This window comes from Chlorogloeopsis sp. ULAP02, assembly GCF_038404745.2.
GTDB lineage: Bacteria > Cyanobacteriota > Cyanobacteriia > Cyanobacteriales > Nostocaceae > Chlorogloeopsis.
Genome location: NZ_JAYKTT020000024.1, coordinates 1 through 26,048 on the forward strand (window position 1 = coordinate 1; position 26,048 = coordinate 26,048).

Below are 26,048 nucleotides of genomic sequence, written 5' to 3' on the forward strand. Positions count from 1 at the left end.
AGGGGCGCTTTTTATTTTCACGTAAAGCCTGAGGCTACACATAGATGCCCTTTAGAGTGTTGGCTAGTTTGAAATAAGTTATATTTTTTTGTCAAAATCAAGCAAAAATTCTCCTCTTTAGTTCAATATTGAAAAAAACAATAGGCTGTGTTCATCCCTGGAGAAAATAGTGATGAGCTTCTTTAACAAGCTAGAGGCGGCAATCGCCCATAACCAGAGCTTTTTGTTTGTGGGACTTGACCCTAATCCAGAGATGATGCCTAGCCACTACAACAGTCGAGAAGATGACATCATCCAAGGCTTAAGTGACTGGCTCCAATTTGCGATCGCACAAACAGCTGATCTTGTCTGTGCCTATAAGCCTACCCTTGGGTTTTATGAAGCACTAGGTGCGCCAGGGATAGAACTCTTGCAACAAACACTTGCAGCAATCCCATCTCACATCCCAGTCATTTTAGATGCCAAACATAGTGACTTGAACACTAGTACTCTCTTTGCCCGGTTGGTGTTTGAACAGTGGCAGGTAGATGCTATTACCCTTAATCCTTACGCCGGACAAGATCACATAGCCCCATTTTTGGTTTATCCCGGCAAAGCAGTTTTTGTTTTGTGTTGTACGTCTAATCCGGCAGCAGGTAAGTTGCAGAAATATCCAACATCAGATTCTCCGCTCTACTTACAAGTTGCCAAAGAAGCCAGAAATTGGGGTACTCCAGAGCAATTGGGATTAGAGGTTGGCACAATAGAGCCAGAAGTCTTAGCAAAAGTGCGAGCGATCGCTCCCGAAAGACTGATCATGGCTCGGAGCATCTGGCAAGAAAGCACCGACTTGAGTCAAATTTTGAGATCTGGACTGGATGCAAACAGCGAAGGTTTAATCATCCCCATTCCGCAAGATTGGTTAAGCCGTGAAGATCCAGCAGAGCTAATCCAATCTCTGCGTGCAGAAGTTAATCAAACCAGAAGCCAAATTACTTTCTCTGGCTCCACCTGCGATTTGTGGCTATCTAATGTTTGTACGTTGAACGGACACCCTCATTTAGACTTGATTTTGCAGCTCTACGACATCGGGTGCATTCTGTTTGGTAACTTTGTCCAAGCTTCGGGAGACACATTTCCTTATTACATTGATCTGCGCAAAATCATTTCCAATCCCCAAATCTTTCATAAAATTTTGAATGCTTATGCCGAAATTCTCAAAGAACTTAGCTTTGATCGAATTGCAGGTATTCCTTACGGCTCTTTACCAACTGCCACTGGGCTAGCACTACATCTAAATTACCCAATGATTTTTCCGCGTAAAGAAGTCAAAGCTCACGGAACACGACGAGTAATTGAAGGAAGCTATCAGCCAGGAGAAACAATTGTAGTCGTAGATGATATTTTGATCAGCGGTAAAAGCGCAATGGAAGGGGCAGAAAAAATCAAGTCTGTTGGCTTACACGTACAAGATATTGTAGTATTTCTGGATCATGAAAAAGGAGTTAAAGACAGATTGCGAGCTCATGGCTACCGAGCGCATTCAGTCCTGACAATTTCTGAGATTACACAAACGCTATACCAAACAGGTCGAATTAATGAGGAGCAATTTCAGATTCTAGCTCAAACTCATTAACAAATATTTTGGCTTACCCAAATGTACAAACTCTTAAGTAGCAACTGTCTCGAATGTTAAGTGATCGCACCTACCCATACCTTCATGAGTAAACAACTCGCTAACGCAAAGAACACGAAGATTTCTTCGTGTTCTGCATATATCTATGGTTTTTTCCACTAATACTGCGGCACTGACGGGTCGATTTCTTTACTCCAGGCAAGAATTCCACCCTTGACATTTGTACCGTCAATTCCCACTTGCTTGAGTATTCCTAACGCTTTGGCAGAGCGCATCCCCGATTTACAGTGGACAACCAAACGATGTCCGTTGAGAATTTCCTTGACTTTGGTAACACCTTCACCATTTTCAATATCTGGTAATGGCACTAATACTGAACCGGGAATTTTAGCAATTTCGTATTCATGTGGATTGCGCACATCTAACAGCACGAAATCATCAGCGTTGCTGTCCAACAACTGTTTTAATTCCTGTACTGTCATTTCAAGAATTTCCATCTGCTGTTTTTCTTCCTCTGCTTTCGCTTGGGGAATACCGCAAAATTGTTCATAATCTATCAATTTTTCAATCACCGGGCGGATCGGATTAGGACGCAACTTCAATTCGCGGAACGTCATTTCTAGAGCATTGTAAAGCAACAGCCGTCCGCTTAAAGTTGTACCTTTACCAAGGATGATTTTTACCGTTTCCGTTGCTTGGATCGTACCGATAATACCGCACAAAACACCTAGTACTCCACCTTCTGCACAAGAGGGAACCATTCCTGGTGGTGGAGGTTCGGGATACAAGTCACGATAATTTGGCCCGCCCTCGTAGTTAAATACTGTAGCTTGCCCTTCAAATCTGAAAATAGAACCGTAGACATTTGGTTTGTTCAACAACACGCAAGCATCATTAACGAGATACCGCGTAGGGAAATTATCAGTTCCATCCACGACAATATCATAAGGTCTGATGATATCCAGGGCGTTTTCCGATGAAAAGCGTGTTTCGTACAAATCAACCTGACAATAAGGGTTAATCTCCAAAATGCGATTCTTTGCTGATTCAATCTTGGGCTTTCCTACCCAAGAAGTACCGTGAATCACTTGGCGTTGCAGATTGGAAGCATCGACAATATCGAAATCAACAATACCGATGCGTCCGATACCCGCCGCCGCTAGATACAAAAGTAACGGCGAACCGAGTCCACCTGTTCCTATACATAGTACGCTGGCAGCTTTAAGGCGCTTTTGCCCTTCCACGCCGACTTCTGGCAAAATTAGGTGGCGGGAGTATCGTTCATAATCATCTTTTGTTAACTGGATTTCGTCCAGATTTGGATTCAGCATAGCAATTTGATGAGGAAGCGGGGACTTTTTATACTATCGAAAATTGGGAGACAGTGGGAAATCCTAGTAAAAAGTTTGCATTTTTAATTTTTTATTTTTAATTCTTCTTGTTGAAACTGGTGATTATCATCCAGATACCAACTGTTCATTTCACTAGTTTTACCTTTTTGTACAGAAACTATGATATACGAGTATTCCTGCCAAGCATACTCTCGGTCAAATTCTGAGGGAATCGCTGGATGGTCGTTATGAGAGTGATAGATACCTATTATATCGAGAGAGTGTTCCCGTGCTTGCTTTTGTGCTTGTAACATAATTTCGGGTGCGATCGCGTACCTGTGCCTCTTCCCATACACTATGTCTTCAGCTGGGAAATCTGTCGCTGCTTGTGTACCCCAAGCATTTTCTGTGGGCATAATTTCTACTACAGTCTTGCCACAATCATTTCGCTCACCAAAGACAATACCACAGCACTCTTCCGGGTAGGTTTTCTCAGCGTGGCTGCGAATAATTTGCCAGTCTTTTTCCCTAAGTCTAATCATGCTGCTAACAGCTAATGGCTAATAGCTAATAGCTAGTTATATCATCAACAGGTGGCGTTTTATGAGTCCCTTTTATAACACTTTGACTGCTCTGGGCAGTAGGCTTGTGTGTTATTTATAACTGGTGTGTTCATATCTTAATAACCGAATACCATCAAATTGTCAAAAATTAGCAATTAATTTTTGGTGATTAATAACCAAAAACTAATAACTAATAAATTACAATATTATTCAGCATAAAATGCAGCAATTATTTACTTATAATCGATACTGTACCACTATCTAAATCATAAAGAGCACTAACAATTTTTAATTTGTTTTGGTGAATAAGTTTAGCCAATGTAGTAGAGTTTTCCTGTAGTCTTTGAGCCTGATATTTAATATTAGCTATAACCGCATCACCCTGTAAATTTTCTGTAGTAGATTTTATTTTCTCTATAGCTGGTTTAATGTTCTCAACGATTAAACCCATTCTGCCAGAAACAGGTTGATCTTGAAGCGCAGTAGCGACTGCACCGCATCTTTTATGGCCTAAAACTACAATTACTTGAGAACCCAAGACATTTGTAGCGTATTCTAAACTGCCAATCGCTGACTCACTGGCTACATTTCCAGCGATTCGCACGACAAACAAATCTCCAAGTCCGCGATCAAAAACAATTTCGGCAGGAACTCTGGAATCTGCACAACCTAATATGGCAGCAAAAGGATATTGAGCTTGGGAAATCACTCGTATCCGTTCTAGAGTTTGGTCGGGATATTTACGCTTTTGCTGAACAAATCGCTGATTTCCATCCAACAATAGTTTTAGAGCTTCATCAGGACTGACTGGTTTGGGTTTGTTTGTAGTTGCATCAGCCAGGGTGGCTTCACGAGCGATCGCGCTCTTGGTGTCTTTTAAGATGCTGCAACCAGCCACACTAGACACAATACTAATACTTCCGACACCTGCCAGGTTCAAGAAATGACGACGTCCAACAAATCCATTAATTCGACTCATCAATCTCACTTAATAATTTGAATTTAGTTCTCCAAAGCTTCCACACTGGCCGGAAGATACCAACTTTAGAAAATCACAAGAGTAAGCTTTGAGACGATTTAAGAGTTATTTAATTTTTATTCCTTTAGAATGACGCCGATATGTATTAATCTAAGTAAAATCTTCTAAGTAACGCTACCTAAAGAAAATACCGTATATTTTAAACTTCTTGAATATTTCATTTTTTATTTGGAATTACTTTACAGAGAGAGGATTGTAATTAACTGTTATTAACGCCAAAATCGGGATAGAGAAAAACTCGCAAAACTCTTGAATACTGAAAATATACGGGTATATCAAGAAATAAATATCTAGGTGCGCATCTTCCAGCCCAAATATATTTATGTAATTGTCCATGATTCGACAATCTGCTTTTGGCATAGCTTTAAGTATGCTTGTCCTTGCCAGTGGATTCACAACCACCTATGCACCAGGTCACACTTCTACTAAGAAACGGTTTGCACATCAGGCGTTGTCACTTTCATCAGGTCAGTCCACAACCTCAGTAACTTTTAATACGGCTGATTTAGAAAAGTCAGTATTTGCCCGAATTAATCGATATCGGACTGCCAGGGGTTTGCCAAAACTGACTCTTAATGCAAACGTCACCAGACAGGCAAGGATTCACAGTTTTAATATGGCCAACGGTAAAGTTCCATTTAGCCATCAGGGATTTGAACGACGAGTTGGTGCGACGCGCATTCGCTACATAAGTGCAGCAGAAAATGTCGCTTTTAATCAAGGATATAGCGATCCTGCTGCCGAAGCTATTCATGGCTGGGTTCACAGTCCCGATCATTTAGTCAACATCAAAGGCAATTACAATCTCACTGGGATTGGTGTGGCTGTCAATAGCAAAGGGGAAGTTTACCTAACGCAAATTTTCTTGAGCAACAAATAGTCTCAAGTCAATTTGCCCATACATAGGGTTAGAGCCTGTTTTCAGACTAGCCTACATCCGTGCATGGCGCGTCTATGTATCGTTAAGGCGGTGCGTTGCGGTGAGTCTAGCTCTGTTGGTAGGGTTTACCTCTGCAGCACTGGTTCACCGCCGCACTTGGCTCTTCGTTGTAGTATCTGTAAAGTCAAAATACACAACTTCTATTGAAATTCACCCCTGCTAACAAATCACCCTGTTATGTTTATTTGTGTTTGCTGACTTATGTAAATACTGATTTTTTTGCACAATTAGAGAAGTGTTGTGTGGAAATTTTCTACTAACACTGGATTTATTTTGTAGCAATTCATGGAATCACAAAATTTTCAGGTTTGCGATCGCGATCTTAGCGAAGCTACCTTATCCCAGTATTTAGAAGCTGATGCGATCGCTGTTGATACGGAGACAATGGGACTAATACCGCAGCGCGATCGCTTGTGTTTGGTACAACTGTGTAACCACCAAGGACAAGTAACTGCTATCCGCATTACTAAAGGACAAACCGAAGCTCCAAATTTAAAAAAACTGTTAGAAGCGGCAAATGTCACAAAAATCTTTCACTTTGCACGTTTCGATCTTGCTGCTTTACGTTATCATCTTGGGATTCAAGTCAATCCCGTATTTTGTAGTAAGATTGCCAGTAAACTAGCACGTACCTACACTCAACGTCACGGTCTTAAAGACGTGGTACTAGAGTTAGAACAAGTAGAATTGGACAAAAGTGCTCAAAGTTCTGACTGGGGAAACGCAGCTAACTTAACCGAAGCCCAACTAAGTTATGCTGCCAATGATGTGCGCTACTTACTAAAAGTGCGAGAAAAATTGATAGAAATGCTCAAGCGAGAAGAACGCTGGGAATTAGCTCAAGAATGCTTTCGGTGTTTACCAACTATAGTCTGCTTGGATTTACTACAATTCAAGGATTTGTTTGAACACTAAATAAAAAAGTCAATAGTCTAGAGTATAAACCTTGTTGACTATTGACTAAAAATCTACACGTCTTTTTGTTGAGTTTCTATGTGTTCTTTAACTCTAGAGACAACATTATAGTCGCCAGCACCTGGAGGAGTTTGTGATTCGATAATACCTTCAGTAGGGCCACCAATAGCTTTCCATGCTGCTAAACCACCTCTGAGTTCAGATACATGTTCAAATCCAGCGCTTCTCAACTGTTGTGCAGCTTGAGCTGTATCTTGCTCATTGGCACCATAAACGTAGATGTCACGGCTTTTTGCTAAAGATGGTGTCGCCCGATCTACCAATTGATCTAATGGCATTGGCATTGCGCCCATAATGTGTCCTTCATTATAGGTATTGCGATCGCGCACATCAATAATTGTAAAAGCAGGTTCACCCCACTCTAAGCGAGACTTCAGGACATGCGCATCAGATTGTTGCTCAATGGGTGGTTGTGAGGGAATGATATTTTCTACTAATTTGTTATCCTTGATGTTATCTTTGATGTCATTCATAAATATTCCTCGTTCTCTCAAATTACAGCTTGCAAAAGCCTCTGAACGTCAACAAACTAAAAGAGGCGCTATTTTTACATCGCGTTTTTACCTCAAATTCGCCAACCACTTTTGCAAAATTATTATTGACTGACAAAAATGTACCCAACTCAACTCCTAAAATTTCTCTTTCTTGAGAGTGAAGCTAATTGATTTATATCTAATGGTAGAGTTGCTTATTTAAAAATATATTTACTAAGTTTTGTGTAAAAATTTTACCATCTTGCTAAAGGTTGATTGCTTGGTATCTCTTTGCTGTTATTGCTTAACTACCGAAGCGAATAGCGGGATTTCATGATCTATGATTATATTCAACCCCGCTCCAAAAGTGGAGAAACTACCTTTGAAAATCTTTGTTTAGCTTGTTGCTATTGCAATGAATTTAAAGCTGATTTAACCGAAGCTATAGATCCTTTATTACAGAGGACACAACACATCTATTTAATCCGCGTACACAGAAATGGTCTAAGCATTTTACTTGGAGTTCTGATGCTACAAAAACAGAAGGCGCTATTTGGGTACATTTTATTAACGAGTAGTTCTTAGTTATTCTGCGCGTCTCGTTTTTTTTGTAGTCTCACACTTGCCAACTCTGCTGCTAACTCGATCGCTGCTTTCATACTAGTAGCATCAGCAATTCCCTTACCTGCAATATCAAATGCTGTACCGTGATCCACAGAAGTACGAACAAAAGGAAGACCTATAGTAGTATTAACTGCTCGGTCAAACGCCATTAACTTCACCGGAATTAAGCCTTGGTCGTGGTAAAGTGCCAGGTAAGCATCCGCAGCTGTGGTTGAATTATCTCCACCATACCAAGCTCTACCTGGTTTAACCCACATTGTATCTGGGGGAATTGGCCCATCTAACTGCCAATTCGGGCGTCTTTGACGTTCTTGCTCTAGCCAAGGAATTAGCCAATCTTGTTCTTCTATTCCCAGTTGTCCCTGTTCACCACTATGGGGATTTAAGCCTGCGATCGCTATCCTTCCACTCTCAATGCCAAAATCTTTCTCCAAGCAATCCACCAACAAATCGAGTTTTTGCGCTATTAATTCTGTTGAGAGAACTTTAGGTACTTGACATAAAGCAATATGTGTGGTTGCAAGTAAGCACCGCAGCGTCCAGTCAGTATGAGGCGATCGCGCTACGAATAACATTCCAAACCTTTGCGCACCCGACTTTTCGGCTAAAAGTTCTGTTTGTCCTGGATAGTCGTACCCTGCTGCTTTCCATGCAGATTTGGCGATTGGAGCAGTGACTATTGCATCAAATTCACCTGAATTTGTGCGAGCGATCGCCCATTCCATATACTTAAAGCTCGCTGCACCACTAGCTGCGTTACCTACCCCGATCACAATCTCACTTTTAAGTTGTTCCTTTAGAGGAACATCAATGACTGACAAACTTTCTGGATTTGCCAAAGCTACTAAATTTCCATTCACAAGCACCTTTGTATAAATTTCTGATAATAAATCGCGGCTACCTACAACTGTTACATCAAAATTTTTACTCAACTCCGGATTAGCTAAGGCTTTCAAAATTACTTCTGGCCCAATTCCGGCTGGATCTCCCATAGTTAACGCTAGACGAGGGCGATGAGTTGATAGCAATATATCGTTCTTTTGATTGAATTGAGACATATAAACAAATTTTCAAAGCGGTCAAAAGTTAAAGGTTACAGTTTTCCCCTGTACTCTGTCACCTGTCACCTATCCCCTATTCCCTACATTTGTCACAATAGTTCACACTGGTCTAATCCTACAGCTATTCTAAAAGGCTCTGGTAGACTTAACTTAATTAAATAATTCGCAAAGGAGTATTACAGCAATGGGTGGCGAAATGTTCAATGCAGCTCTATTATCCTTCGGCTTAATCTTTGTGGGCTGGGGCTTAGGTGTATTGTTACTGAAAATTCAAGGTGTAGAAGAGTAATTTTTTCTTATACGCTCTTTGAGAACGAGAGCCAGTATAAGGTCTCTCGTTCTAACTCACATCTAAAATTAAGGATGTAAAATTTTGTTTGTTCATGCGATTCTGTTAAAATTTGATTCATAAAACTTTAAATTTTGTAACTAACCCTCATGACACTACTAATAGTCGGTGCTACTGGCACCCTGGGAAGACAAGTGGCTCGTCGTGCCATTGATGAGGGGTATAAAGTACGTTGTCTTGTCCGGAGTCCTAAGAAAGCCGCATTTCTCAAGGAATGGGGTGCGGAAGTTGTACCGGGAGATTTGTGCTACCCCCAGACACTACAAGCGGCGCTGGAAGGTGTAACCGCTGTCATCGACGCGGCAACATCTCGTCCTACTGATTCACTGAGTATCAGGCAAGTAGACTGGGATGGCAAGATATCTTTGATACAAGCATCTCTAGCTGCGGGTATAGAGCGTTTTATATTCTTTTCTATACTGAATGCCGATAAGTATCCAGAAGTACCATTGATGGAAATCAAGCGGTGTACTGAGCTATTTTTGGCAGAGTCTGGATTGAATTACACCATATTACAGTTGGCCGGTTTTATGCAAGGCTTAATTGGTCAATATGGCATTCCAATTTTGGAGGGGCAACCTGTTTGGGTAACGGGAGAATCTTCGCCCATTGCCTACATGGATACTCAAGATATTGCTAAATTTGCAGTTCGTGCTTTGAAGGTGCCAGAAACAGAAAAACAAACTTTTCCGGTAGTTGGTACTCGTGCTTGGAGCGCGGAGGAAATCATTAGCCTGTGCGAACGCTTATCTGGGAAAGAAGCCAGAGTGACGCGGATGCCCATCAACTTGCTGCGCACAATACGCCGGATGATGCGATTTTTTCAGTGGGGATGGAATGTAGCAGATAGACTGGCATTTACAGAAGTACTGGCAAGCGGTAAACCTCTAAATGCACCAATGGATGAAGTATACCAAGTTTTTGGATTCGACCCCAAAGACACTACAACCCTGGAAAGCTACCTACAAGAGTACTTTAACCGTATTATGAAGAAGCTCAGGGAATTGGACTACGAAAAAAATAAAAAGAAAAAGAAAAAGGAAAAAAGAACTCCATTTAAAAAAGTCAATAGTCAGTAGAGACACGAGATCTCGCGTCTGTACAATAGTCATTAGTCATCAGTGATTAGCAAAGGACAAATGACAAAAGACTAATGACTAAATTGTCAAAAATGTGCAAGGATTAACATAATAAAGAGCAGCACCGATAATATTGGAAATTTAAGCGTGCCGAAAGTAGGCATTATCTACAACGACGTTAAGCCGATAGCAGGTCGCGCTGCTATCGAATTAAAAGACAAGTTCACCGCTGCCGGTTGGGATGTGTGCATCACAACTGGTGTAGGCGGCATTTTGGGGTATTCTACCCCAGAAAGCCCCGTATGCCATACACCTATTGAAGGCTTAACACCCCCTGGTTTTGATTCTCAGACAAAGTTTGCGGTGGTGTTGGGAGGAGATGGCACAGTTTTGGCTGCGGCTCGTCTTGTTGCTCCCTGTGGCATTCCTATACTTACTGTAAATACAGGCCACATGGGGTTTTTGACAGAAACTTACCTCAATCAGCTGCCCCAAGCTGTAGAAGAACTACTAGCAGGCAAGTATGAAATTGAAGAGCGGGCAATGCTCGCTGTCAAAGTATTTCGAGGAGATTCTGCACTTTGGGAAGCTCTCTGCCTAAATGAAATGGTGTTGCATCGAGAACCATTAACCTCCATGTGCCATTTTGAAATTGCAGTAGGACGTCATGCTCCTGTCGATATTGCAGCAGATGGCGTGATTATTTCCACTCCTACTGGTTCTACTGCTTATTCTTTGAGTGCTGGTGGGCCAGTTGTAACCCCTGGTGTACCTGCATTACAACTAATTCCCATTTGCCCTCATTCCTTGGCTTCTAGAGCTTTAGTTTTTCCTGACACGGAGCCTGTCAATATTTATCCAGTCAATACTCCTCGGTTAGTGATGGTAGTAGATGGAAATGGCGGGTGTTATGTTTTACCAGAAGACCGAGTACGTATAGAGCGATCGCACTACACCACTAAATTCATTCGCCTCCAACCACCTGAATTCTTCAAAGTTTTGCGAGAAAAATTGGGTTGGGGCTTACCACACATTGCCAAGCCTACGTCGGTAGAATTACCGTAACTTTAAAAATCAGGGAGAAGTAATGGGTAATTCCAGGTAATGGAAATTGTCCTTAGCCCCAAATTACCCTTGCTCCCTTACACTTTCTGTCTAAATGGAGTAAGAGGAATCCCGGTACAACAAAGTTTACCGGGAAATGAATTACGATCAGTATAAAATCGACCGTTCGCGTCGCCTCTGGCGTTAGCGAGACATTTTTGAAAACTTAGACATGGTAAAATTAAAGAGCCAATACGCCTAGATGCGTTAAGTAAGGCAGGATTGGTGGCTCCCAGCAGACAACACGTGACCGACAAAGAGGAAGTACCTAATCAACAGGGGCGGCACAAGTGTAAAGAGGATGCAAGATACATATAAACAAATTTTGATTACCTGCTGCCAGGCAGTCAGTGGGTGTATAACAGATGCTTGTAGAGGGAATCTGGACGGGGTTTAAGGGCAGAGATGCCTCAAACTAGACAAACCCGATCAAACAAGAATCTCCCTTAAGGCTTCGCCTGTGAAGGTGAGAGTGTCAAAGAAATAAGCTAATCCGAAATGTTAACTAAATATTAAATTTACTGTAGCTGAAGTTTATATTGCTGAAGTTGATAGCTTAATGTTGTAAAAAATTTTAGAAAGCCCTAGAAAGCCATATATTCTTCACCAACAAATTACAATAGCCCCTCTAATTGATATAAATACTTCTCTACAGAATATTTCTGTACAATTGTCAAAATACTGGGTTTGCGGCACAAGCCATCTTTACCAGTGTCCTTACATATACAAAAATCTAAATTTCAGCAATGATATGACGCTTGCTCACAGCCCTTGTGTTTTAGTGATTGAAGGCGACGAAAACCTGGCAAATCAAATTGCTTTTGATTTGAAAGAAGCTGGTTATGAACCTCTAGTAGCTAGTGATGGAATGAGCGGATTGCAACAAGGCCGCGATCGCCAACCAGCTTTGGTGGTAATTGACCGAATGTTAACAGGAGAATCAGGGCTTTCGTTATGTAAAAATCTTAGAAATGTCGGTATGCGATCGCCTGTATTAGTCTTAATGGCACGTGATACAGTAGATGACCGTGTAGCCTGTCTAGAAGCAGGAGCCGATGATTACTTTCTTAAGCCTTACCGCTCAGAAAACTTTTTAAACTTAATTCGTCTCTACTTAAAACCCGACATTGATACCACAGAACAGTTACGATTTGGAGAACTAGTTTTAGATCTAGCAACCCGTCGTGCTATCCATAACGGACGGGCAATTGATTTAACAATGAAAGAATTTGAACTGCTTAAGTATTTAATGGAACATCCCCGTGAAGTTTTAACTCGTGAACAAATTTTAGAAAATGTATGGGGCTACGACTTTATGGGTGAATCGAATGTAATAGAAGTATACATTCGATATCTACGCTTAAAAATAGAAGATGAAGGTCAAAAACGCCTAATTCAAACAGTTCGGGGTGTAGGCTACGTGTTAAGAGAATCCTAAAATTAGGAGAGAACGTGGGGACAAGGAGAGTAATTGTACAGACGCTTCGGTTCCTTGCGTCTATACCCACTGTACGGGCAGGTTTAGAAAATAAATTATTGAGTTGGAACGACAATGTGATCAGCAAAATCTGCACGGCAGTCGCTATAACGCGCTTAAACCGCAAGGGTGCACTGGCTTCACAACGCACTGCCTCCCCTACTAACTACTAACCACTAACTATAATTTATGATCAGTTGGCACAGTTTATTCTCAATATTGCTAGGTGTAATCTTGATGGGGTGTTCTACTCCTACACCAGCAAAACCTCCTATTAATGCACCTGGTGCTCACACCTCAACACCATTAAAGTCTGAGCAATCACCACTGTTAACTAACTCCGGTCAACAACTACCTATTTCTGCTCGTGCCACTGTTCCCAACGGTACCATAATTGACTTAGAAGTAGCACAGACACCTGAACAACAAGCAATGGGTTTAATGTATCGACCAGCTTTACCTCAGAATCGAGGAATGTTATTTAAATTTTCTTCACCACAACCAGTCAGTTTCTGGATGAAAAATGTACCTGTTTCCTTAGATATGGTTTTTCTACGTCAAGGAAAGATCCAAAAAATTATTGCTGCTGTACCTCCTTGTACTGATGATCCCTGCCCCACCTATGGGCCGAGAACACAAATTGATCAGGTAATTGAATTACGTTCTGGTAGAGTCGCCGAATTAGGATTAAAAGAAGGCGATCATATAAAAATTAATTTCTTAACTCCCGGAATTTCACGGAAATAAGAAATATTTATTTAGTGGAATTAATGGGTATCAATGCTAACTTTATCTGTTCTTGATTTAAAAGTTACTAACTATATTAGTAATAACTCTATAGCTATAGTCTAAATTTAATACAATACTTAGCTATTTGAAGTGTTGATGTTTGTAAAGTTACATAAGTGTTTTAGTATTTGGTAACTAAAATCTATCATTTGGCATACGTGTAAAGATTGGCCAATAAGAGATTATGAAGCAATGGAATCCTTCTCGTTGCAGGTGTATTTAACCAAACGACTGAAGTAAAAAGGAATAATCCAAATTAACCAAATCTTTTGCTTGATATTTATACATAAAAGTATAAAAATAGCGCTAGAATAGGTACTTTCCATACTTATTCTGTAAAAGAATAGTAGATATATAAACCACGTACTCATTCAGTGACAGATTAAGTACTGGCTACACGTTACTCACACAAAGCGACTAAAAATATGACAATACACATCCACAGGGGGTGAATTACAAGTGTTACCATCTAACTACTCTCAGTTAATTCGTTTTTTACAAGAGGATTTGGCTATTTCTACCGCCTCTATAGACGTAGCTCTTCGCCATAGTCAGCAAGATCCTGGGCCTTTGCCAATGATTCTTTGGCAGTATGGATTAATTACTTTAGAACAATTAGAACAAATATATGATTGGCTAGAGACGGCAGCATAAGTATGAATACCTGTTTCAGGAGAAGTAGAATATGTGGGAAATACTCTGTCTTCTACCAAGACTGCTAAAGGAGGGTACTAAGTGTTGCAATCTTTACCTCTATTTTGTTAGACACAAGAAATTCAAAGAAAGAGTGGGTTGATGAATTAACCCGCTTTTTTAGTTTTGCGAATTGTGCAAACACTCTTGTTGCTACCGCTACACTTGCTCCTAGAGTGAAAGAATTTCAAGTTACGCTTAGATGAGGTTAATGCTAAAGAGCGATGTGGAGAAGGAAAATGCGATCGCTCATAGGAGTCTTGCACTAGTAAGCTAAAAAATTTGTAGAGTAGACACTTTGAAGCTTTTGTTACTGTTTTTTATTTTGCTGATGGGCAAGAAAAATTGTGTAATTACTTCTTCCTTCAGTTTGGCTTGCAATATCTGCGGCAACAATTGGTAACAATGGAAGCAAGACAGCATACTATCTGCCTGACATACTTTGCTACCGACCTGTAAGTTTTGTGTCGTCATAAGTCCTCACCACCATGTTTGTTTTTGTTTGGGCAGAAATGGCAATATCTCATGCTGTAAGAGTATCCAATTTGCCCACGAGCTTTTCAGTCGTTTTAAATATGGGTTTTGAGTTACATCAGGAATTACTCGTAACAAGCTTTGTAAGTTTTTTCATCCTGATTTGACCAGACTTAGCTAATAACTTTACATCCAATACTGATGACAAGTATTGTAAACCAATTTTTTACAAAGTCAAATTATTTTTTCAGTCAAGAATAATTATATTAGTAACTAAAATTACATTGAAATTATGTTATATCAATCTAAAATATAGATATAAAAGCTTTTAATAAAGACTATTCTTGGAACTTTTAAGTCATTATCACTGATTTTAGTAGAATTTGCATCTACTCATTTTGCTTAATTTGGATATGTATAAATAATTAAATTTATAGTTTTCGATATTACCAAAATTTATGTAATGTTTTTCTTATCTTTCCCTTATTTATTCTTTTTGATTAAACCCTCTGCAAGGAAACCAAAAAAATGCCTCTGTAATATAACTGCTTTTTTGTTTGTTTTTACGTATTAAATTACACCTTAATTTTTGAGAACTTATAATTTTAGTTGAAGAAAAAAAGAATATTCTATTTATATAAAAAAATATTAGAGATTTATTCAGTTTTATAGCTTTTCGTGCCAATAAAATCTTGATTTTGCTCAAATAAAACATTTTATGAGTTTTATCTCATATGCTTTAAATACGTATTTAAAGTGATATTTTAACTAATTCTTATATGAGAAGGTTTGTTTCATATTTTTTACATACAAAAAAATGCTTAAGCTGATATACTCGTTAGAAGCAAATTACGTGACAGTGCGCACGTATACAGGTTTGCGTCCGAATCCCTAGATTTCGCAAGTGTCTATTTTCCTATGAAGATACTTGTTTGTCTTTGCTGAATTATGAATAAAGCAAAGTAGCAAACCGCTCCTGAATGTATGGAAATTGAAAATTAGTGAAATTCCCATACTATTCAACGTTCTGCATTAAAAAAATTTCCCATTCTGGTATTAGGATATGGAATATTTTGTAGAACGCCTTTGTAAATATGACGGGTCAAGGTTTGATGAGTAATAGTTATAAGAGTTCAGTTTTTCCCAAGCAAAGGTCTCTAACCAATAACACACTAAGAGGTAGAGACATCGCCGAGGTATCTACATACTTACATCATCTTCCTTTTAAGTCACAAGGACTTGATCCAAGTGCTATAGTTACAGCAAAATCCGTAGATTCTGAATAAAGCTTATTTCCAATAAGCTCTTACAACTCTCACTCAACCCTCTTCAAGTTTGCTTCTACTAAAAGTTGCAGCAGAATTTTTATTTATCCCTATTGTTATCTCTGCTGAGTTTATGTGAACAAATCTTTATGAGGACGCATGGATGGCATTAAATAACACGACATTCCAACAACAGATTCTTGACTCACTGACAAAGAACCAACTAAGAATGATTTTCTATCAATGACAGCAAATGCCAATCTGAACTGTGCTGCCACAATATATGCTCAACAGATTTCAAAGGCGTAGTGTTTGGAATCTACAAGCTCAGATGGCTTAAAGGTTGCTGGTAATTTGATGACGAGCTGTTATCTATAGCAGTTCTCATTAGCCATGCATTACACATTGACTCCATCCTGCACGCAGGAATGAAAGCTTGAGTTTAAGTCTTTCATTGGGATGGTGTTGCGACTGCATTGCAATGAAGTGAGAAGCACCATAAATCAGAGGTTTATTTTTTGTCTGCAAGTATCTTCCAAGACTTCATTGATGAACGCTTGCTTTTCTTTTCAAGCGTGTGAGTGAGTCAATCAAAATCTTCCTTTACATATACCAATCCAAAAGGCTGAGGTTCTCCTTCAGCTACCTATGTCAGTCACCAAGGGTATCTGACAACTGACGTTACTCCAAGGGAGAAACTATTGTGATGAATTTAGGCACTAATCCGATAAAGGTAAGCGTTGCTAAAAAATTGAGACAGCCCCTTCCCAAGTTTGCGCTGAAATTTGCATTGAGCTTGACTTTGATACTTTTATTAGGTTTTTTTCAATCAAGTAAGTTATTAGCCGCTTCCGGTTCGAGCGATTTTCGTGTGCGCTCAAGCAGTGAACAGCCTGTGTCAGCAAGTGATGGTGTCGGTGCGTTTCGTACTTTGTGCGATTTTTCTCACATGAATAACGACGATGCGATTGTTTTTCCTGGGCAATCTGGCAAATCACATTCACATACCTATTTTGGAAATACCCAAGCCAATGCCTATTCCACCTATGACAGCTTAAAAAGCAGTGGTAACTCCACATGTAGAGGAGGTTCTGCTAATCGTACTGCCTACTGGGTACCAACAGTTTTTGATAAGCAAGGTCAAGCAATCAAACCTGTGGAGAGCCACTTCTATTACAAGTCAGGGTATTTTGGAATCTCAGCCTCTGAGATTAATGAAATTCCTGATGGACTAAAAATGGTTGTAGGAAATGCTCAAGCAACAAGTTCTCAGAATACTGATGTGATGTATTGGGGATGTTGGAATCGATATGTTGGTAAGTCTGGCTCCATTCAAAAATGTGACGTAGGTGACTTTGTAGTTATGAATATTGATTTCCCACAGTGTTGGGATGGTGCAAATCTTGATTCGTCTGATCATAAGAGTCATGTTGTTTTCCCTGTAAATGGATCTTGTCCATCAACGCATTCAGTTGCGATACCCAACATTACGATGAAAGTTCTTTATTCTGTTCCAGGAGATGGTGATGTTTCTGGATGGAGACTTTCTTCTGACTCCTATGGCACCGATAAGCCAGGTGGCTATTCAATTCACGCAGACTGGTTCGACGGTTGGGATCCGCAAATCAAGGAAGCTTGGACAAATAATTGTGTCAAAAAAGGAATTGATTGTCATTCCAACTTGCTTGGAGATGGACGCGAGCTTTACTAGATGAGTCTAGAACGCCTGGAAAATAATATTTTCAGAATTCAGGTTACCAAGTTTAACATCCCTGCAATCTGCTCAACTCTCTCAAGATTGTTCTTTACCCATAGCTTGCATGTCTTACAAATACTGAGTTTCTTCATTCAGTCATGTAAGTTATCAGGGAAGCTTATCTATCAGCTGCATTCAGGTTCACACTTCAATTCAATTACTTATGACAAGATCCAAAGTTGGGGTTGAGATAACTTTTCCGTAGGGTGTGGCTCTTGTTGAAGTTGGCATAGTTTACATCAAGTCTCCTACAAACAGTCTGGAGAAGTCAGTCTACAAGCTCTCGTTACCAAGGTGAACCTGGCAACGAGAACTAGTCTCATGGGTGAAATCTTTGCCCAAATGAACAGATGCAGGGATGATATCTTCGTGGTGAAAGTGTTGTGGCAAGTTTGAGATCACAAGGCGATCGCACTTGGCAGTCACGAATAACTGTGTGATCGCCCCATGAGTCAGTATGATGATTTCAATCTTGTGCAAGTTTTTGGTACTTAATGACAGATAAATAGAAGGTAGAAGATAGTAGGGAAAAAGCTTATCCTATCTAGTTTTTGGCGATAAGCATTTTACGTTTAATTATGTCCACCTACTTAAGTGCCGTTTGTATTTCATCTGTTATTACCAAGTACCACTTCTACTGCCTTTTCTATAATTAATCTGGTGAGGCAGCATGACCAGCATTAAGATGATTGAGTGACCAACGATGATCTATAGGTACAGAGGAACCTTGACAAACTTGCTCTAGATGCTTTTGCTGAACAGCAGCTTTCCGGAGGGTAATAATGAGTTGATTAACTTGATGTCGCAGATCCGGATTTTTACTAACTGCTAACATTGTTTGTCTTTCCAACAGTTGCAGTATGAGTTCATAGTGGACAGGCGAGGGCAGAGGAATTTGCTCCATGAAATTGGTGTGAAATTATATATTTTAGATTTTGAAATCTGGGCTTATTTATTAATAAGTAAATTGTGACATAGACACTCAATAACTAGTTAAAGCTCAGATCTGCTTATTAGTGAAGATTTGACAAAGAGGTTAGCGATCGCTAATTTTGGATCTGGTGATTTTACTAAAGACTCACCGATCAGTACAGCAGATGCACCTGCATTTTCTACCACATCTAAGTCATCTGGGGTGTGTATTCCCGATTCACTTACAACTAAAATATTCCGTTCCTGTAATTCTTTACCTCTTGCTGTTAAAAGCTCGCAAGTTGTGTGTAAGTCAACGGAGAAAGTTTCGAGGTTACGATTATTAATACCTACTAAAGATACACCATCTAAAGCTAATACACGGTCAAGTTCTTCAAGGGTATGGACTTCAATCAAAGTTGCCATTTTTAAGGTGTTAGCAATTTTGACAAAGTATTGCAAATCTTGATCACTGAGAATAGCTGCTATTAGAAGTACCGCATCTGCACCTCGAACCCGTGCCAAATACATTTGATAAGGATAGATGATAAATTCCTTACACAACAACGGCAAATCTACGGCAGCACGGATGTTGGTTAGATTATCAAAACTGCCATGAAAAAACTTTTCATCCGTCAGTACTGAAAGACAACTAGCACCACCTTGTTGGTATTGAAGGGCGATCGCTACTGGATCGAAATCTTGTCGTAAAACGCCTTTGCTGGGTGAAGCTTTTTTAACTTCAGCAATCAATGCTGGTTTTGTGTTTCCTTGTCGTAATGCTGCCACAAAATCACGGGTTGGGGATGCGCTGAGGGCTTGTTTTTGCAACTCCTGTAAAGGCTGCTTTTGCCGCATTTGCTCAACTTCTTCTTCTTTGTGCCAAACAATTTTTTCCAAAATATTTCTTGGTTCAGCATCAGGTAAAGCAACTTGATATCTCAAATAAGAAACAGCAACAGATGGATTGGGTGCGTGGCGACGAATTTGCATAAAAGTTATGAAGGATAAAGTATGTAGAGGCCGTAGACGCGTAGCGGCTTGCCGCAGACCAGGGCGGCTTCCCGTAGGGTAGGATGAAGGATAAAGTCTAAAATTTCAGTCTTTAAACTTCATCCTTTAACCTTTTAAGAAGCTGCCCGTTTATAAGCTTCATCCAGTACTTCTGAAAGTGTTGGGTGGGCATGAACTAAATGAGCGAGGGTATGAACGGACTGACGATTAGCGATCGCGGCTGAGGCTTCGTGAATTAAGTCTGAGGCGTGTATGCCAATAATATGAACTCCCAGAACTTCGCCTGTATCCTTGCGATAAATAACCTTAGCCATCCCATCAGCTTCACCTTCTGCCAAGGCTTTAGAATTACCTTTGAAGTAACTTTTTGCTACCCCAACTTCAAATCCTTCAGCTGTTCCTTTTTCCTTCGCTTGTGCTTCTGTAATGCCCACATAACTAATTTCCGGATGAGTAAACGCTGCTGCTGGAATGCTGCGATAATCTACTTCTTTGTATCTGCCACAGATATTTTCCACAGCGACGATTCCTTGGGCTGAGGCGGCGTGTGCCAGCATCATTTTGCCAGTAGAATCACCTATTGCCCACAAATGTGGCACTGATTCACCCGCACTCAAAACGGCCATAGTGTCATTGACTGGAATAAAATTGCGGCGATCAAGTTCTACACCGACGGATTCTAAACCAAGGTTTTGAGTAGCAGGTATGCGTCCTGTGGCTACCAGGCAAGCATCTACTTCCAGTGTGTCTACATATTCTTTGGTATTAAAGTCGGCTAATTCAATCACTACTGGCGAACCAGGAATCACTTTCTTGGCGTAAATTCCCACATAAGTTTCAATATCGCGGGGGGTAATTAGCACCCGTTCAGCAAGTTTGGCAATATCGCGATCAAATCCCGGCATTAATTGATCTAAGGCTTCGATCATAGTGATTTCACAGCCCAGCGCCGAGTAAACATCAGAAAATTCTAAGCCAATGTAACCACTGCCAATAATTGCTACCCAATCTGGTAACCATTCCAACTTTACGCCTTGGTCGCTGGTAAAAACTGTTTTGCCGTCTACTTCAATACCAGGAGGAACAAAAGGAACGGAACCGGGGGCAAGAATAATATCTTTAGCAGTTATAGTTTTCTCGCCACCGTCGGTTACAACTCCAACCTTTTGGACGCCTGCAATTTTACCCCAACCCTGGATGATATCAACTCCTAAGCGTTTGAGGCTGTTAGTTAAATCTCCTTGAATTTTGGCGACAAGATTGTTAGCATGCTCGGCGATCGCCTGACGATCAAACTGTACGCTGCCCAATTGAATTCCTAGCGCCTTCAGATGGTGGGCATTTTTTAATTCCCGCACACGTCCTGAAGCTGCCAGCAAAGCTTTGGATGGAATGCAGCCTCGGTTAACGCAGGTTCCTCCCATATCTGCTGCTTCAACAATAGCTGTCTTCAAACCGCAGCTAACGGCGTGCAAGGCAGCTCCGTGTCCACCCACTCCAGCGCCGATAATAACTAAATCGTAATCAAATCCTTGACTCACGTTTGTTTCCCCGCGTGCTTTGCCCTATTTATTCTTAAACTGACCAAGCAATCAGTGCAAGTCCCCTTAATTTTAAGGTTTTGCTAAATCAAATTTATTATTTAAGCTACCAGGGAAGTCAAATGCTACGCCCACAAGGGATGTAGCTTCCGGCGCCAAACCTAGTATTATAGTTGATACCTTTTGTCACTAGCTCATTAGGTATAGATTCTAAATTTTCCATTAGTACTGGTAGCTGTTAGTACCCTCCTTAAAAGGAGTACTGCATTCAATTCTAATACCAACGCTGACTTTGAAACCTCTGTTCTAAATTTGGCAAAGTTTCTGCAAATATTTCCTTTGCCAATTGATGTTTTTTTGCCAGTTCATTTAAATCTCTGATTGAATAAAGAGCATCTACACACGCTACAACTTCGGGCGGAAAATCACGGCTAAAATATTTAAGGAGCATAAAGTCGTATCGATATGGTCGGTATACCATGCCCAAAAGTTCTACTAAAGGATTGAGCGTGTAATTGTGATATCTAGTAACAGCTTCCGCAAAGTGTCCACGCAAAATCTCTTTTTGCACAAATAATTGTCTAAAACCAAAAGTCGTTTTTAAACAGATAAATCTCTCTTTCATTTTTGCAAAATGCTCTTTTGTATCCAAATGCATTGGAACAACTAGATTAGCTTTATCAAAAGCAATTACTGGATTACCATGCCGTTCTATATCTAAAAAATCATTGTGGCTACTGCGCTTCATGACAGCAAAGTCTATTACCAAAAAAGGACTAACACCAGCTAATTGGTAAAAACATTGTGAATGACCATGCCATGTAGGTTCAGGCACTCTATACTTTAGGCTAATTGCTGAAATAGATTGCAAAGCTGCTTCAACAATTTTGAATGTTTCTTCAACATAATTGTCTTCAACAATCACTTCAATATCAATATCAGACCACTCATCTGTATATCCATGTGCGGCTGAACCCCCTTGCCAGAAAGCTAGAGCAAAATCTTTTGGCTGTAATGCCGTAATGATTGTTTGTAAAATTGTGTCTCTCATCGTGAATTGAAAAAGCAGCAGGTCAGATATGAAAAACTTTTTATGGGAGGACATTAGCCCTCAGATTTTTAATCTGAAGGCGTTAATTTTAAACAGCAATAGGTTTATTTACACCTTTCACCTGGGTGTTGCCACCATCCGCATTCCACTGGGTGCGGCTAATGTTAAACCACGCCGTACAGGACGCACAGAGCGTTTGTGAACTAAGGACACTTCAAAGCTAGATAAAATTGTCGCTAATACTAGTTTCATTTCATACATAGCAAATGCCATACCAATACAGCGGCGATTTCCGCCACCAAAGGGTAAAAATTCATAAGGGGAAAATTGCCGTTCTAAAAACCGTTCTGGTTGAAATTGTTGGGGCTGTGGATAGACTTCTTCACGATGGTGGGCTAAGTAAATATTGGGGGCAATTACTGTACCCGGTGGCAGTTTGTAACCCATAATTTCTATAGGGGATTTCACCACCCTAAAGAAAGCACTCATAATAATTGGGTAGATGCGTAGAGTTTCTTGGCAAACTGCTGTCAGGTAGGGCAATTTAGCGATCGCATTCGGATTTTGCCTATCATTTAGTGTCTCTAGTTCTCCTAGCAATTGTTCCCGTACTTCTGGTAAATAGGCAACCCAGTAAAATGCCCAAGTTAATGCGGAAGCAGTAGTTTCATGTCCCGCTGTGAGCAAAGTCATTAGTTCATCGCGTAATTCTTCGTCTGACATTGTTTGCCCGCTGTCATCAGGTGCAGACATCATTAAAGTGAGAATATCTTGGCGATTTTGCCCAGATTCTGCCCTACGTTCTCGAATTAAAGCATAAATTAATTCATCAATTTGTTGCCTTAGCTTGAGCATTCGTCCCCACAGACTCCAAGTACCGAAATCTGTTTGCAGAAAACTGAAAAAGAAGCTAGCGGACATTAAGGGGGAACCAATTAACTCCAGCAAAGAAGTAATTAATTGCCGCAGTTGTTCTAAACGCTGCCCCTCATCTAAGCCAAACACTACCCTTAAAATCACGCGGAGGGTGACTTCTTGGATTGAGACACGGATATTGAAAGGTTTGCCAATCTGCCATTCATGACTGACTTGCTGGGCTATTCCACAGATTGTTTCGCCATAAGCACGCATACGCTCGCCATGAAAAGAAGGCGCTAATAATTGGCGTTGACGCTGATGACGCTCTCCATCCAGTAAAATCAGAGAATAATCGCCAACTAAAAATCGCAAAATTCGGTTTCCTCTGCCAACTTCAAAATGGCTCGGATCTGCGGTAAAAATTTGCTCTAATGCTTGAGGATGACTGAAGTAGACAAGAGCATTCTCTTGACGAGCTCCCCAAATAGTGAAAGCATCTCCGTAGGTTTTGGCAAAATCTTCGACATATTGCAACGGCTGCACAAGCAATTTTATCCGCCGCAAAAACATTGGCATATTGGGGCCATCAGGAAAGCTATTAATTGCTGTCATAGTCGCTCATATCTTCAGCGCTTCTGAATTATTCTATTGTGACGATTTCCTATATTCTTGGTGTCACATAACGCGGTATATTCGGTGAAGTCAGCGTCGGAAGTAATCTGTGCCAAGAATTATCGCTATCCTCAATGGCAAAGGTGGAGTTGGTAAAACAACTACCGCAGTCAATCTGGCTGCTATTTTTGCAGAAGAAAAAAAGGTACTTCTGGTAGATGCAGATGTTCAAGGTTCTGCTAATTGGTGGTTTGGGCGCAATCCAAAAGCTATGGGATTTGACTTATCTCAAATTACAGATCCCAAACTTTTAGCTGATTTGCGTAAGATAGAAGGATACAGTTTAGTGGTGGTCGATACGCCTCCAGCATTACACTCTCAAGCATTGGCGGCAGTAGTAGCGATCGCAGATTATTTAGTTTTGCCCACACCGCCAACACCAATGGATTTAGCTGTATTAATCGACACTGTAACAGAAGCAGTAACTCCTGCGGGAATTCCCCATCGGGTGCTTCTTACAAAAGTAGATACGCGGAGTTTAGGGGAAGCACTAGAAGCACAAAATACGCTTATGCAACTAGGAATTCCCGCTTGTAATGCCTTTATCCGTGCTTACAAAGCTCACGAACGAGCAGTGCTAGAAGGTGTGGCAATTACTCAATGGCGAGGGAAAAATGCACGGGAGGCACAGTCAGACTATCGCCGCGTGGCTGATGAATTACAACGTGATTGGAGGAAATAGAGATCATGCCCAGGAAACGTCCATCTGTATCCGACGTGCTACAAGAAAAAGCACAAAATCTTCCTTCACCAGAAGGTGAAACTGTGATTGATGTTGCTGCCCAAGAAATTAAGGACGAAAGTCCTTCTACAACAGAAGCACCATCTACCCAACCAGAAGATAAAGTGACATCTACATCTAAGCATTCAAACTTAGATACAGCGGATGTAGAAGCTACTGTCAAACAACTGCAAGTAAATTTAGAAAAAGCACAGGAACAAGCACGCCATAAAGAAGAAGCACTACAACAGCAAATTAGTGAATTACAGTCAGCTTTATCTGAAAAAACAGCATTAGAAAAAGCACAAAAACAAGCACTTCAAAAAGAAGAAGCACTACAACAGCAAATTAGTGAATTACAGTCAGCTTTATCTGAAAAAACAGCATTAACAGAGCGTTTCTCCAAAGAACTTTACGAAGCCAAACAAGCGGCTGTGCAACTTGCAGAAGCTAATTCTAGACTCACAGAAGAAATTAATACTTTGAAACAAGAAAAAGAAAACCAGAGCAAGAAGAAAAAGGAGAAAGAAAGTATTGCACCAATTACCTACAGAAAATCCTATCGCCATTTAGAAAAGTTGCCGTTGACTCAACCCCAAGAATCTGCTGATAATTCTTCTCAAATGTGGCTACTTGATTAATCATGAATAATTTTAGATTTTTGATTTCGCTGATCTAAAATCTAAAATTTCTTGATTAACTAGATTCAAATTAAACCATCATTGCCATAGTTAACAAACATAATCTGTCAATTTTCTCATGTACAACTTTTTGCCATACGCTTACTTCCAAAACAAATTTGTTCCTTTTGCAGAAGCAACACTTTCTATTGCTACTCATGCTTTGCACTATGGAACTGGTGCTTTTGGTGGATTACGCGGTATTCCTGATCCGCAAGAGCCTGCACAAATTTTGTTATTTAGATTAGATCGTCACTGTCAAAGATTAAGTCAAAGTGCTAAGTTCTTACAGTACAACTTACCACCTGAAAAAATTAAAGAAACTATAGTTGATTTCGTTAAAAAAAATCAGCCAAGTACTTCTTTCTATATTAGACCTTTTATATTTACTTCTGATTTAGGTATTGCTCCCAGACTACATAATATTGAGAAAAGTTTTGCTATTTATGGATTAGAGCTAGGCGATTATTTATCTCCAGAAGGAGTTAGTTGTCGTATCAGTTCGTGGTGTAGACAAGAAGATGCTAGTTTTCCGCTCCGTGGGAAAATTAGTGGAGCTTATATTACTTCCTCTCTTGCTAAAACAGAAGCTGTTGAATCTGGTTTTGATGAGGCAATTTTAATGAATTCTCAGGGGAAAGTAAGCGAAGCCTCTGGTATGAATATTTTTATTGTTAGGAACGGGAGAATAATTACCCCTGGTTTTGAACACGATATTCTTGAAGGAATTACTAGAGATAGTGTGTTAACAATTGCTCAAGATTTAGGTATTCCTATTCAAGAAAGAGCTGTAGACAAATCTGAGCTTTTGATTGCAGATGAAGTATTTCTTAGTGGCACAGCAGCTAAAGTCGTTCCCGTGAAAAGAATTGAAAATTATCACCTACCAGAATATCGACCAATTACTGAAAAACTCAGAGAAAAGCTGACAGCAATTACAGAAAATCGAGAACCTCATTACCGCGATTGGGTATTTCCAATTTCTATATAAT

26 protein-coding genes are annotated in these 26,048 nt (G+C 40.2%); 14 read left to right on the forward strand and 12 right to left on the reverse strand.

What is annotated here, in order from left to right:
* The first annotated feature begins 172 nt into the window (after positions 1–172).
* Positions 173–1,615, forward strand: a complete 1,443-nt coding sequence (locus tag U2718_RS12060; protein ID WP_341998260.1) for a bifunctional orotidine-5'-phosphate decarboxylase/orotate phosphoribosyltransferase — start codon at positions 173–175, stop codon at positions 1,613–1,615.
* Between the two features lie 158 nt (positions 1,616–1,773).
* Here U2718_RS12060 and moeB read toward each other — a convergent pair whose 3' ends face one another.
* The 3 genes from moeB to U2718_RS12075 form a co-directional block, all read right to left on the reverse strand.
* The gene (gene moeB / locus U2718_RS12065) at positions 1,774–2,946 is read right to left on the reverse strand and encodes a molybdopterin-synthase adenylyltransferase MoeB (protein WP_341998262.1); all 1,173 of its coding nucleotides are present in this window, start codon (positions 2,944–2,946) and stop codon (positions 1,774–1,776) included.
* 83 nt (positions 2,947–3,029) lie between these two features.
* Positions 3,030–3,488, reverse strand: coding sequence for a M67 family metallopeptidase (locus U2718_RS12070; protein WP_341998264.1), 459 nt, complete (start codon positions 3,486–3,488; stop codon positions 3,030–3,032).
* 250 nt (positions 3,489–3,738) lie between these two features.
* Entirely contained in the window at positions 3,739–4,488 is a 750-nt protein-coding gene (locus U2718_RS12075) for a carbonic anhydrase (RefSeq protein WP_341998266.1), read from the reverse strand.
* A gap of 394 nt (positions 4,489–4,882) precedes the next feature.
* Here U2718_RS12075 and U2718_RS12080 point away from each other — a divergent pair, with 394 nt between their 5' ends.
* Both U2718_RS12080 and U2718_RS12085 read left to right on the forward strand, forming a co-directional pair.
* On the forward strand, positions 4,883–5,428 hold the full coding sequence (locus U2718_RS12080; protein ID WP_341998267.1) for a CAP domain-containing protein: 546 nt from the start codon (positions 4,883–4,885) through the stop codon (positions 5,426–5,428).
* Between the two features lie 345 nt (positions 5,429–5,773).
* On the forward strand, positions 5,774–6,403 hold the full coding sequence (locus tag U2718_RS12085) for a ribonuclease H-like domain-containing protein (protein ID WP_341998268.1): 630 nt from the start codon (positions 5,774–5,776) through the stop codon (positions 6,401–6,403).
* Positions 6,404–6,456: 53 nt separating this feature from the next.
* Here the strand turns inward: U2718_RS12085 and U2718_RS12090 are convergent, their stop codons facing one another.
* Positions 6,457–6,936 (reverse strand): rhodanese-like domain-containing protein, encoded by a 480-nt coding sequence (locus tag U2718_RS12090; RefSeq protein ID WP_341998269.1) that lies wholly within the window; start codon positions 6,934–6,936, stop codon positions 6,457–6,459.
* A 333-nt stretch (positions 6,937–7,269) separates the two neighbouring features.
* Between U2718_RS12090 and U2718_RS12095 the strand changes: the two genes are divergently transcribed.
* Positions 7,270–7,521: an HNH endonuclease gene (locus U2718_RS12095; protein WP_341998270.1), complete on the forward strand. Its 252-nt coding sequence runs from the start codon at positions 7,270–7,272 to the stop codon at positions 7,519–7,521.
* Here the strand turns inward: U2718_RS12095 and pdxA are convergent.
* Positions 7,518–8,618, reverse strand: coding sequence for a 4-hydroxythreonine-4-phosphate dehydrogenase PdxA (gene pdxA, locus U2718_RS12100; protein ID WP_341998272.1), 1,101 nt, complete (start codon positions 8,616–8,618; stop codon positions 7,518–7,520). The genes U2718_RS12095 and pdxA overlap by 4 nt on opposite strands.
* A 187-nt stretch (positions 8,619–8,805) precedes the next feature.
* Between pdxA and U2718_RS12105 the strand changes: the two genes are divergently transcribed.
* From U2718_RS12105 to U2718_RS12130, 6 genes are all read left to right on the forward strand, one after another.
* Entirely contained in the window at positions 8,806–8,910 is a 105-nt protein-coding gene (locus U2718_RS12105; RefSeq protein WP_289791236.1) for a PetM family cytochrome b6-f complex subunit 7, read from the forward strand.
* A gap of 149 nt (positions 8,911–9,059) precedes the next feature.
* Positions 9,060–10,049 (forward strand): SDR family oxidoreductase, encoded by a 990-nt coding sequence (locus tag U2718_RS12110; RefSeq protein WP_341998275.1) that lies wholly within the window; start codon positions 9,060–9,062, stop codon positions 10,047–10,049.
* A gap of 147 nt (positions 10,050–10,196) precedes the next feature.
* Complete coding sequence (locus U2718_RS12115; protein WP_341998277.1) at positions 10,197–11,114, forward strand: NAD(+) kinase; 918 nt, start codon at positions 10,197–10,199, stop codon at positions 11,112–11,114.
* Positions 11,115–11,904: 790 nt separating this feature from the next.
* Positions 11,905–12,591, forward strand: coding sequence for a response regulator transcription factor NblR (nblR, locus tag U2718_RS12120; RefSeq protein ID WP_341998278.1), 687 nt, complete (start codon positions 11,905–11,907; stop codon positions 12,589–12,591).
* Positions 12,592–12,819: 228 nt separating this feature from the next.
* Positions 12,820–13,377 carry a DUF192 domain-containing protein gene (locus tag U2718_RS12125; protein ID WP_341998280.1) on the forward strand — a complete coding sequence of 186 codons (558 nt, stop codon included), beginning with the start codon at positions 12,820–12,822 and terminating at the stop codon, positions 13,375–13,377.
* 501 nt (positions 13,378–13,878) lie between these two features.
* The gene (locus U2718_RS12130; protein WP_341998282.1) at positions 13,879–14,073 is read left to right on the forward strand and encodes a DUF2949 domain-containing protein; all 195 of its coding nucleotides are present in this window, start codon (positions 13,879–13,881) and stop codon (positions 14,071–14,073) included.
* Positions 14,074–15,982: 1,909 nt separating this feature from the next.
* Here the strand turns inward: U2718_RS12130 and U2718_RS12135 are convergent.
* Positions 15,983–16,129 carry a hypothetical protein gene (locus U2718_RS12135; protein WP_411813270.1) on the reverse strand — a complete coding sequence of 49 codons (147 nt, stop codon included), beginning with the start codon at positions 16,127–16,129 and terminating at the stop codon, positions 15,983–15,985.
* A gap of 428 nt (positions 16,130–16,557) precedes the next feature.
* Here U2718_RS12135 and U2718_RS12140 point away from each other — a divergent pair, with 428 nt between their 5' ends.
* On the forward strand, positions 16,558–17,562 hold the full coding sequence (locus U2718_RS12140; RefSeq protein ID WP_341998562.1) for a DUF1996 domain-containing protein: 1,005 nt from the start codon (positions 16,558–16,560) through the stop codon (positions 17,560–17,562).
* Between the two features lie 318 nt (positions 17,563–17,880).
* On the opposite strand, the gene U2718_RS12145 is transcribed toward U2718_RS12140, so the two are convergent.
* The 6 genes from U2718_RS12145 to U2718_RS12170 all read right to left on the reverse strand — a co-directional run bounded on the left by U2718_RS12145 (position 17,881) and on the right by U2718_RS12170 (position 23,595).
* Positions 17,881–18,087: a hypothetical protein gene (locus tag U2718_RS12145; RefSeq protein ID WP_341998284.1), complete on the reverse strand. Its 207-nt coding sequence runs from the start codon at positions 18,085–18,087 to the stop codon at positions 17,881–17,883.
* Positions 18,088–18,259: 172 nt separating this feature from the next.
* Positions 18,260–18,511, reverse strand: a complete 252-nt coding sequence (locus tag U2718_RS12150; RefSeq protein ID WP_341998286.1) for a DUF5340 domain-containing protein — start codon at positions 18,509–18,511, stop codon at positions 18,260–18,262.
* Between the two features lie 89 nt (positions 18,512–18,600).
* Positions 18,601–19,512 (reverse strand): indole-3-glycerol phosphate synthase TrpC, encoded by a 912-nt coding sequence (trpC, locus tag U2718_RS12155; RefSeq protein WP_341998288.1) that lies wholly within the window; start codon positions 19,510–19,512, stop codon positions 18,601–18,603.
* Between the two features lie 134 nt (positions 19,513–19,646).
* On the reverse strand, positions 19,647–21,074 hold the full coding sequence (lpdA, locus tag U2718_RS12160) for a dihydrolipoyl dehydrogenase (protein ID WP_341998290.1): 1,428 nt from the start codon (positions 21,072–21,074) through the stop codon (positions 19,647–19,649).
* A gap of 274 nt (positions 21,075–21,348) precedes the next feature.
* The gene (locus tag U2718_RS12165) at positions 21,349–22,125 is read right to left on the reverse strand and encodes a nucleotidyltransferase domain-containing protein (protein ID WP_341998292.1); all 777 of its coding nucleotides are present in this window, start codon (positions 22,123–22,125) and stop codon (positions 21,349–21,351) included.
* Positions 22,126–22,242: 117 nt separating this feature from the next.
* Entirely contained in the window at positions 22,243–23,595 is a 1,353-nt protein-coding gene (locus U2718_RS12170; RefSeq protein WP_341998294.1) for a cytochrome P450, read from the reverse strand.
* Between the two features lie 109 nt (positions 23,596–23,704).
* Here U2718_RS12170 and U2718_RS12175 point away from each other — a divergent pair, with 109 nt between their 5' ends.
* The 3 genes from U2718_RS12175 (at position 23,705) to U2718_RS12185 (ending at position 26,047) form a co-directional block, all read left to right on the forward strand.
* Positions 23,705–24,337: a ParA family protein gene (locus tag U2718_RS12175; RefSeq protein ID WP_341998296.1), complete on the forward strand. Its 633-nt coding sequence runs from the start codon at positions 23,705–23,707 to the stop codon at positions 24,335–24,337.
* A gap of 5 nt (positions 24,338–24,342) precedes the next feature.
* Entirely contained in the window at positions 24,343–25,017 is a 675-nt protein-coding gene (locus U2718_RS12180) for a hypothetical protein (RefSeq protein WP_341998298.1), read from the forward strand.
* Between the two features lie 118 nt (positions 25,018–25,135).
* A complete protein-coding gene (locus U2718_RS12185) occupies positions 25,136–26,047 on the forward strand; it encodes a branched-chain amino acid transaminase (RefSeq protein ID WP_341998300.1) in 912 nt (303 codons plus the stop codon).
* Position 26,048: the final 1 nt, after the last annotated feature.

What these genes read in the sequence shown, in the direction of transcription:
- U2718_RS12060 (WP_341998260.1), top strand. Translation starts at nt 173, where the DNA reads ATGAGCTTCTTTAACAAGCTAGAGGCGGCAATCGCCCATAACCAGAGC.
- moeB (WP_341998262.1), bottom strand. Translation starts at nt 2,946, where the DNA reads ATGCTGAATCCAAATCTGGACGAAATCCAGTTAACAAAAGATGATTAT.
- U2718_RS12070 (WP_341998264.1), bottom strand. Translation starts at nt 3,488, where the DNA reads ATGATTAGACTTAGGGAAAAAGACTGGCAAATTATTCGCAGCCACGCT.
- U2718_RS12075 (WP_341998266.1), bottom strand. Translation starts at nt 4,488, where the DNA reads ATGAGTCGAATTAATGGATTTGTTGGACGTCGTCATTTCTTGAACCTG.
- U2718_RS12080 (WP_341998267.1), top strand. Translation starts at nt 4,883, where the DNA reads ATGATTCGACAATCTGCTTTTGGCATAGCTTTAAGTATGCTTGTCCTT.
- U2718_RS12085 (WP_341998268.1), top strand. Translation starts at nt 5,774, where the DNA reads ATGGAATCACAAAATTTTCAGGTTTGCGATCGCGATCTTAGCGAAGCT.
- U2718_RS12090 (WP_341998269.1), bottom strand. Translation starts at nt 6,936, where the DNA reads ATGAATGACATCAAAGATAACATCAAGGATAACAAATTAGTAGAAAAT.
- U2718_RS12095 (WP_341998270.1), top strand. Translation starts at nt 7,270, where the DNA reads ATGATCTATGATTATATTCAACCCCGCTCCAAAAGTGGAGAAACTACC.
- pdxA (WP_341998272.1), bottom strand. Translation starts at nt 8,618, where the DNA reads ATGTCTCAATTCAATCAAAAGAACGATATATTGCTATCAACTCATCGC.
- U2718_RS12105 (WP_289791236.1), top strand. Translation starts at nt 8,806, where the DNA reads ATGGGTGGCGAAATGTTCAATGCAGCTCTATTATCCTTCGGCTTAATC.
- U2718_RS12110 (WP_341998275.1), top strand. Translation starts at nt 9,060, where the DNA reads ATGACACTACTAATAGTCGGTGCTACTGGCACCCTGGGAAGACAAGTG.
- nblR (WP_341998278.1), top strand. Translation starts at nt 11,905, where the DNA reads ATGACGCTTGCTCACAGCCCTTGTGTTTTAGTGATTGAAGGCGACGAA.
- U2718_RS12125 (WP_341998280.1), top strand. Translation starts at nt 12,820, where the DNA reads ATGATCAGTTGGCACAGTTTATTCTCAATATTGCTAGGTGTAATCTTG.
- U2718_RS12140 (WP_341998562.1), top strand. Translation starts at nt 16,558, where the DNA reads ATGAATTTAGGCACTAATCCGATAAAGGTAAGCGTTGCTAAAAAATTG.
- U2718_RS12150 (WP_341998286.1), bottom strand. Translation starts at nt 18,511, where the DNA reads ATGGAGCAAATTCCTCTGCCCTCGCCTGTCCACTATGAACTCATACTG.
- trpC (WP_341998288.1), bottom strand. Translation starts at nt 19,512, where the DNA reads ATGCAAATTCGTCGCCACGCACCCAATCCATCTGTTGCTGTTTCTTAT.
- U2718_RS12165 (WP_341998292.1), bottom strand. Translation starts at nt 22,125, where the DNA reads ATGAGAGACACAATTTTACAAACAATCATTACGGCATTACAGCCAAAA.
- U2718_RS12170 (WP_341998294.1), bottom strand. Translation starts at nt 23,595, where the DNA reads ATGACAGCAATTAATAGCTTTCCTGATGGCCCCAATATGCCAATGTTT.
- U2718_RS12180 (WP_341998298.1), top strand. Translation starts at nt 24,343, where the DNA reads ATGCCCAGGAAACGTCCATCTGTATCCGACGTGCTACAAGAAAAAGCA.
- U2718_RS12185 (WP_341998300.1), top strand. Translation starts at nt 25,136, where the DNA reads ATGTACAACTTTTTGCCATACGCTTACTTCCAAAACAAATTTGTTCCT.